Annotated in this window: 6 protein-coding genes and 1 pseudogene; 1 reads left to right on the top strand and 6 read right to left on the bottom strand. The window is 59.8% G+C overall.

Annotation, left to right across the window (positions count from 1 at the left end; all coding sequences use genetic code 11):
* Nucleotides 1–317 precede the first annotated feature (317 nt).
* A pseudogene (locus tag IWX65_RS17020) lies at nucleotides 318–614 on the top strand (hypothetical protein); the annotation flags it as partial.
* Between the two features lie 111 nt (nucleotides 615–725).
* Here the strand turns inward: IWX65_RS17020 and IWX65_RS17015 are convergent.
* The 6 genes from IWX65_RS17015 to IWX65_RS16995 form a co-directional block, all read right to left on the bottom strand.
* Complete coding sequence (locus IWX65_RS17015; protein WP_196884745.1) at nucleotides 726–1,889, bottom strand: glycosyl hydrolase family 8; 1,164 nt, start codon at nucleotides 1,887–1,889, stop codon at nucleotides 726–728.
* An 88-nt stretch (nucleotides 1,890–1,977) separates the two neighbouring features.
* Nucleotides 1,978–2,154: a helix-turn-helix domain-containing protein gene (locus tag IWX65_RS17010; protein ID WP_196884744.1), complete on the bottom strand. Its 177-nt coding sequence runs from the start codon at nucleotides 2,152–2,154 to the stop codon at nucleotides 1,978–1,980.
* Nucleotides 2,155–2,470: 316 nt separating this feature from the next.
* Complete coding sequence (locus IWX65_RS17965; protein WP_334683972.1) at nucleotides 2,471–3,148, bottom strand: GtrA family protein; 678 nt, start codon at nucleotides 3,146–3,148, stop codon at nucleotides 2,471–2,473.
* 120 nt (nucleotides 3,149–3,268) lie between these two features.
* Nucleotides 3,269–3,631 carry a glycosyltransferase gene (locus IWX65_RS17960; protein WP_334683971.1) on the bottom strand — a complete coding sequence of 121 codons (363 nt, stop codon included), beginning with the start codon at nucleotides 3,629–3,631 and terminating at the stop codon, nucleotides 3,269–3,271.
* A 10-nt stretch (nucleotides 3,632–3,641) separates the two neighbouring features.
* Nucleotides 3,642–5,255: a glycosyltransferase family 39 protein gene (locus IWX65_RS17000; RefSeq protein WP_196884743.1), complete on the bottom strand. Its 1,614-nt coding sequence runs from the start codon at nucleotides 5,253–5,255 to the stop codon at nucleotides 3,642–3,644.
* 70 nt (nucleotides 5,256–5,325) lie between these two features.
* On the bottom strand, nucleotides 5,326–6,609 hold the full coding sequence (locus IWX65_RS16995) for a glycosyltransferase (protein ID WP_196884742.1): 1,284 nt from the start codon (nucleotides 6,607–6,609) through the stop codon (nucleotides 5,326–5,328).
* Nucleotides 6,610–6,813 lie beyond the last annotated feature (204 nt).

Below are 6,813 nucleotides of genomic sequence, written 5' to 3'. Positions count from 1 at the left end.
CCCCTGAGCGCCGGTCTTGCTCTGCGTAGCCTTCCTCGAGGACATCGCAACTCCTGAAAATAAGCCCAGTGTTGCGACGACCGGTGGATTTTACCTTGCCCAGGTGGGTACGAACAAAGCTGCCATAGTCAGCATGCGGAACCACACCACCGCACATCGGCGCCGGCAGGGCCTGCGCTCATCCTCCGCACCACTCCTGATGCTGGTTTTGCACTGTCAGATAAAGCGACTCACCCACGACTTTGAGCTTGTCCTTCGAGCTCCACCCGCCCACATGTTGGATGACCCGCACAACCCTGAGCAAGACACGGGGGCTATTCTTTGCCTGGTACCACGGGCTTGCCATCGGACCCATAGCTCAGGTCAATCAGATCCAACTGGTGCAACCTGTCCTGAGTACTTGCTGGGCAGCTGTCCTACTCGGTGAAAGCCTGACTTGCAGCACCGTCATCGAAGGCGTGGCGGTTATTCTCTGCGCCAGAATCACCGTTCGCATCCAACTCAATCACTCCCCAGCAGCCGGCGCACCTAACCAAACCGGACAAGCCATCTACATGCTCACGTGCTTCGCAGTAGATAATCAGGCGGATGCACGGGAAGAAATCGGCTTGTGAGACCCGGCACCATATTTTACTGATCCTTTGTGTTGCGTAAAACTTTTTCACGCGATGAGGTGTCACGGATTCCCGCTGCAGGCGGGTGGGTCGCGAATTTTAGAACACGACCTATCGGGGCGCCAGGAGCGGGCAGCCACCCAGGATGTCGGTTTCAAGCATGAGGCGACCCGTCGATACCCACGCGGCGCCGTAATAGGTGCTGAACTGTCCGGCGACTTGTTCGGCTTCCCGCACATTCTCGCGGGCGTCTGCCACCTGGCCTGCTGAGGCTGCGGCAGCAGCGCGCGCCAGGTAGGCGACGGGATGCTGGTCTTCGTTCAGTGGCGCACCCCCGAGATCCAATGCTGCTGACAGCTCGGTGGGGCGGTTGAGCGTTGGGAGCATCCGGGCCGCAAGTTGCCGGTCCGCTTCTTCGCAGGACTCCGCGAAACGAATCGGTAGCCGGGCTGCGTCGTAGCTGTAGCGCACATCATCACCCTGGCCGCCGGCTCCGGGCATCGCGTTGACCTCACCGTCTCCGGTGACCTGTGCCCAGTCCGGAGGGAGCGGGCTTTCATCAAGCAGCGCCGCGGTCACGGCCCGACCACCCTCCACCAGTTCATTCCAGCGCTGATCTCCACTGCTTTCAAATAGAACCATAAAGGATACGGGCGAGGCGTAGGACGGATTGTAGAAATGATCAGGTCCTCCTGCTGCCCACAACCCGGGAAGAAGAATCATGCCAAGTGGCGTCTGCGCTGTCATCGAATCCAATACCTGTGCTGCAAGTTCCTGCCCGGCAGCGGCGAAGTCCGCCCTGCCAAAGCGCTCACCTGCCAGGACGAGAGCACGGGCAGCATCCACATCGGCATCCGAGGCGGGTTCGGCGTCGACCACCGCACCGTCCTGCCAACGCCAGGCCAGCAACCCGTCGTCGCGCATCAGATTCTGTTCGGTCCAGGACCAGATGGCATCGAATCGTTCCTCGTCTTCCGCGCCGAGCGCAATCATCAGGCCATACGCCTGCCCCTCGCTGACGGTGTCACCGCCCTGGTCGCGACGAACCACGCGCCCGTCATCATCAACCCACGTTTCCAGAAACAAACGCGCGGACTCCTGGGAAGTAATCTGCTCGATGCTTGGTTCCACAGCAGGACCACTTCCCCCGGAAGACTCTTGGGTCTGGTTATTGGATGGTCGGAGAACACCAGTTGCCCAAAGCGCAACGGCGACAACGACCAGAAGCGTCACCACACCGAAAGCCACCAGGGCGAACAAGGTGCTTTTTTTCATTCGCGGCGCCCGCTGGCTGCAAGAGCTTTCCGTCCAAGACCTCCGGCGACCAACAGCATCAACACCATGGCCACCACCATTGCGCCTATCAGTGTCCGGTATTGACGGATTCGAGGTATTGCTGCACGGCGGTTTCCGGTATCCGGTAGGAGCGGCCAAACCGGATACCCTCCATCGCCCCGGACTGCACCAGACGGTACACCGTCATTTTTGAGACCCGCATCCTGGCCGCTATCTCCGCAACAGTCAGAAGATTCGTCGTCATTGGTCGGTTCTGTGCCACTGATACACCTGCTCCTTGAAACTCATTCGTCACTTTTGTGACCCTATTAACAGTGGCTGCTTCTCTTTGTTAGCGCACGAGTAGCCACTACGTGTTTTTATGCCTCACCCTGAGTAGTGGAGGAAGGTTCGGGTCGTTCCTCCGGGAAGGGCTGTCCCGCGGCAAGGAAAAGGGCGTCCTTGCTGTCGCCGCTGGTGCGCCGACCCGCCCCTGGCATGCTCGAATGCGCCGATGAGCTTCGAGGATTGGATGCAGGCTTGGAACTCCTCAGCCGAAGGTAGGAGCAGATGATGACTCGTTACAGTCGGGCCGGGCTGACGGCGTCAGAGGTGAGCGGGGAAGCCACCGGGTTCTTGGGCGTCGCAGCGTCAAGGAGTGGCTCGACCTTCGACCGTGCAACGTAAACCACTTTGGAGTGAAACAGGTACCTCAGCCCGAAGGCAGCTGCGAGGGTTCCGGCTTGGGCGATCACGCTGTTGATCAGGAGCACCTCCACGAGGAGTACCAGGACAGGCAATCGGAGCAGCGCTTCGGCGTTGTTGAACCCCACGGATTGCAGGAAGCGAGTACGGATAGCGCCGGCACTGCGTCTTACCCCGCTGAACACCAGTCTTTCCTGCATGAGGAAATTGGACAGGATGGTGAGCTCGGCTGCGGCGATCGCCGCCACCACGTAGTGGACACCGAACACCAATAGTGTGGCCATAATCAGTAGGTTCAGAACAGTACCGAGGGCTCCGACAACGGCGAAGAGACCGATGCGCCCGACACGAAGTTCTCCTACCTGGCGGATGAAGCGCAGTCCCTGCCTCAGGGTGGCTTTCGATGTTCCAGCGAACCGCTGCCCGAAAATGAAGGGGATTTCGGTGATTCGCAGGGGTTGCCGCGCGAGGATTTCCAGCAGGATTTTGAATCCGCTGGGTTGCAGTGCTGTCACCTCGATGCTGGTTCTGCGTATCGCGAAGAACCCGGTCATCGGGTCGGAGCAATTCTTGAGCCGGATCGGGAACAACGATCGGGCGACCAGGGTCGTTGTCCTCGACACTATCCGGCGGTAGGTTCCGGAAAGCCCTGCATTGCTGCTGCCTTCACCGCATTATCGGGAGGCAATGACGATGTCGCCGGCTGAATCTTCCAATTCGGCCAGCAGGACTGGAATCATTTCAGGTGGGTGCTGCAGGTCACCGTCCATGACCAGGCAGTAGTCAGCATTACTGGCGGTAATGCCCTCGATGACCGCCCCACTTAGACCACCAAGAGGCTGATCGCGGTGGATCATCCGCACCGGGAACGCCGAGCCCGCGGCAGCGTGCTGGATGATCACGGGGGTTGAGTCGGAGGAATCATCGACGAAGATGATTTCCGCCTCGATGCCCGAACAGGCTTCCGTGGTGCGCCGGATGAGTTCTTGAATGTTGGGTGCTTCGTTATAGGTCGGCACAATAACCGATAGCTTCATGGCGATCCTCCTAACGGCCGGACTCTTCAGGCGACACGATCACTTTGTTGATGCTCCATTCCCCGAAGATTTTGATAGGAACCGAATGCTCCAGCACCTTGCCGGTGCGGGTGAGTTCCAGGTTTTCAATGTTGTCCAGGACCACCGGCCCCACGATGATGTAATCCACGTCCCGCCAGCCCCCGGGGTGAACGAGATCGAATTGCGCGTCGAGATCCGGCTTTTCAATGGCGACCATGTCCCAGGGGTTATCCCAGCCACTTGAGTTGAGGTCGTGCCACATGGAGTAAGGGGCCAGCACAACGTTGTCGCGGGACACGTTGTCCTGGACCCAGGTCATGGTGTCCTTCCAGTCGGTATTCGCTGCAGCCGTGAGGAGTTCGCGGTCCTGTTCGAACCACTGCGGCATCGACATCAACACCAGGGATCCACCAAGTACTGCTACGAACGCTCCGCGCAGGGGCTTCCTTAATTGAGTGTTGCGCTTCCACAGCTTCTCCATGCCGCTCCAGGCAATGTCGACCCCGACGCCGAGCGCTAGTGCCAGGAAGGGGATGACGGCGATGATGTACATGGCTGGCAGGTACCCCTGTCCCAGCACGATGGGAATCGTGAAAAAAGCGATGGCCATGGTGATGGCCTGGGAGTTGCGGCGGAACAGACAGATAACTGCCGCGACGAGTCCAGCCCCGATTAGGTACTTATCAAAGTAAAGCCAGCCCGTCAGTAGGTCAGCGCGGCTCGAACCGGCCTCGAAAATGGTGCCAGAACCGGAACGCTCAAGGAACTGGAATGTCAGTGCTTCCTGCAGGGACACATGATCCGGGCCGGCAAGAAGTTCATTGCGCAGCAGTGCGGCCAGCGGGTAGAACGCCAGGACCAGCCCGCCGACTGCGAGGAATCCCACGACTGAAAACGCACGGTTGCTCCAGCGGGGGCGGTTGATCAGAGCCAGCAGCAGTGCGGGCCCGAAAATGGCCAGTGTTTCCTTCGATAGGACGGCAATGGCGAAACACACGCCGGCGAAGACGTGATGCCCCAGGGCGTGCCGTGAGCTCAAAGCGAGATAGAACGCGAGCAGGAGCCAGGGCACGCCGACGTTGTCGAGATAGACCTGCCGGCCCAGGACCAGAGACAGTGGGGAGAGGATGAAAATGACTGTTGTCAGAGCGGCGAAAGGAATGCGGACGGTGAGGCGGCGCGCCAGCATGTAAAGGAGCATCGCACTGGCGACGAAGAACCCCGCGATGACGTGCCTGGTGGCACCGATTGCGGTGCCATCCCCAAGGTTGAACAGCATGGGAATCCAGTTCAGGGCTGCGATCTGGATCCATCCAAGCGGCGGGTGGTCGTACCAGTAGGTGTACGGGGCAAGGGATCCCTCGTGGACGGAGAAAGCTTGCGCCGTGTAGGTGCCCTCGTCATCCTGGTAGCTGGGGGCACCGGTGAGATTCCACAGGCTGAAGACCACGGCCATGATGAACAGGATTCCCATGGTGATGCGGTCCGGGCGGGACAGGCGCCTGAGCGTGAAGGGGTGGCGTGCATCCAGCGGAGCTTTGTGCGCGGGCCTGATGTCCCGTGCGGAGAACCGAACAGGGGCTCGAAGTTCCAGCAGTGCCATGGGTTATCTCCTGTGGGTGCGCCCAGCAGACCTGGTCGGTAGGGTGGAAGGTGCGGTGTGGATGAAGAGGTCAGGCCTGTGCCACGGCGGCGTGTTCGATGTAGACCAGGTGTGAGCCCGCGTGGCTGGTTTTTTCCCATTTGAAGTCTCCGCGGTGGAATTTCAGCAGGGCACGCAGGGCCGAGTAGGCCAGGATCATCTGGTAGAACGGTGTGCCGATGACCAGGCGGAAGTAGTCGTAGGCGGAGAGTTCGAAGCGGTGGTCGCGGCCAGATTTGCGCAGCATGCAGATGTCGAAGGCGATGGTGGCGAAGGTGGGAATCAGGGGCAAGAATGCGATCAGGGTGACGATGAGGGGAAAGTTTCCCCAGACGGCGGCGATGATCGCGATAGGGATGCACACTCCGGCGAAGGCCATGAAGTGCTGTTGCATCAGGGTCCACCAGGCGATGATGCGCATACGTCGGGTGGGTAGGGCTTTCCAGTCGCCCTTGGCGAAGACCTGCATGAATCCAAGGGACCATCGGGTACGTTGCCGCACGAGGGTGCCTACCGAGTCGGGGGTTTCTTCGCGGGTTACCAGTTCCGGTGAGTAGGCGACCACGATGCGCCTGCCCAGGGTTGAGAGTCTGACCCCCAGATCGCAGTCTTCCGCCAGGCAGGAGCCGTCCCATCCGCCGACGGCGTTGAGGAGTTCGCGTTTGATGAAGACCGTATTACCGCCCAGCGGGATGAAGCCCTGCCGGGAGTGGGCGTGCAGCCTGGACCTGAACCATGTGAAGTACTCGAGGCAGTTGCGCAGTGAATACCAGGTGTCGCGGTAGTTGATGAGTTGCACCGCGCCCTGCACGACGTCGGCGTTCCGGGTCATGAAGACACTGTCGATGTGGGACAGTAGGGCTTTCGCGGCGATCGACTCGGCGTCAAAGACACCCACGACGTCATTGCGGCACATTTCCAAGGCACGGTTGAGCTGGCGGGGTTTGTTCTTGGTTTCGCTGCTATCCACACTGACGCGGACAAGTTCCGGGAACTCATTGGCCAGGCGGTATGCCGTTGCTACTGTTTCGTGGTCGTCGTGGCCCACCGAGATGATGACTTCCTTCTTCGAGTGGCTTTGTGCCAGGAGCGCCGCCAGGGTAGCCCTCATGACATCTTCGCGTTCGTTCCTGCAGGGCATGATCAGCGAGAACGAGACGCTTTCGGTCTTCAAGAGCCCACTGTAGGACGTGCGGACCTGAGTCTTCGGATCCCACCAGGCGTAGGTGTTGAGGTAAAGCGTGGAAGAGGCGATAGCAAACAAGGCAAGCGCAACAACCACGACAACAATGCTTGCCAGCAAAACAGAGACCATTTGTACTCCGATGAGGAAAAGTGGAAGGAGGAGGGCAGCGTTGTGGATTAGTCACCAGTACCGCAGGCGGTTCCGTCGCCGTTGGTGTCAAAGCGTTGCGGGTCTATCCCGGGTCAAGTCCCGGGTGTTGGTGTAGCGGTCGGTGATCCTTTTAGTTGTTAGGCGCTGAGTTCGAGAGTGGTGTCGGTGGTCGCCTCCGTCCCG

This window comes from Arthrobacter sp. CAN_A214, from assembly GCF_015751955.1.
Classification (GTDB): Bacteria; Actinomycetota; Actinomycetes; order Actinomycetales; family Micrococcaceae; genus Arthrobacter_D.
The sequence above is the reverse complement of the archived record's forward strand: the minus strand, read 5'-3'. Positions and strand labels throughout refer to the sequence as shown.

Coding starts and splice junctions, on each gene's coding strand:
- IWX65_RS17965 (WP_334683972.1), bottom strand. CDS start 3,148: ATGACCGGGTTCTTCGCGATACGCAGAACCAGCATCGAGGTGACAGCA.
- IWX65_RS17000 (WP_196884743.1), bottom strand. CDS start 5,255: ATGGCACTGCTGGAACTTCGAGCCCCTGTTCGGTTCTCCGCACGGGAC.
- IWX65_RS17960 (WP_334683971.1), bottom strand. CDS start 3,631: ATGAAGCTATCGGTTATTGTGCCGACCTATAACGAAGCACCCAACATT.
- IWX65_RS17015 (WP_196884745.1), bottom strand. CDS start 1,889: ATGAAAAAAAGCACCTTGTTCGCCCTGGTGGCTTTCGGTGTGGTGACG.
- IWX65_RS16995 (WP_196884742.1), bottom strand. CDS start 6,609: ATGGTCTCTGTTTTGCTGGCAAGCATTGTTGTCGTGGTTGTTGCGCTT.
- IWX65_RS17010 (WP_196884744.1), bottom strand. CDS start 2,154: ATGACGACGAATCTTCTGACTGTTGCGGAGATAGCGGCCAGGATGCGG.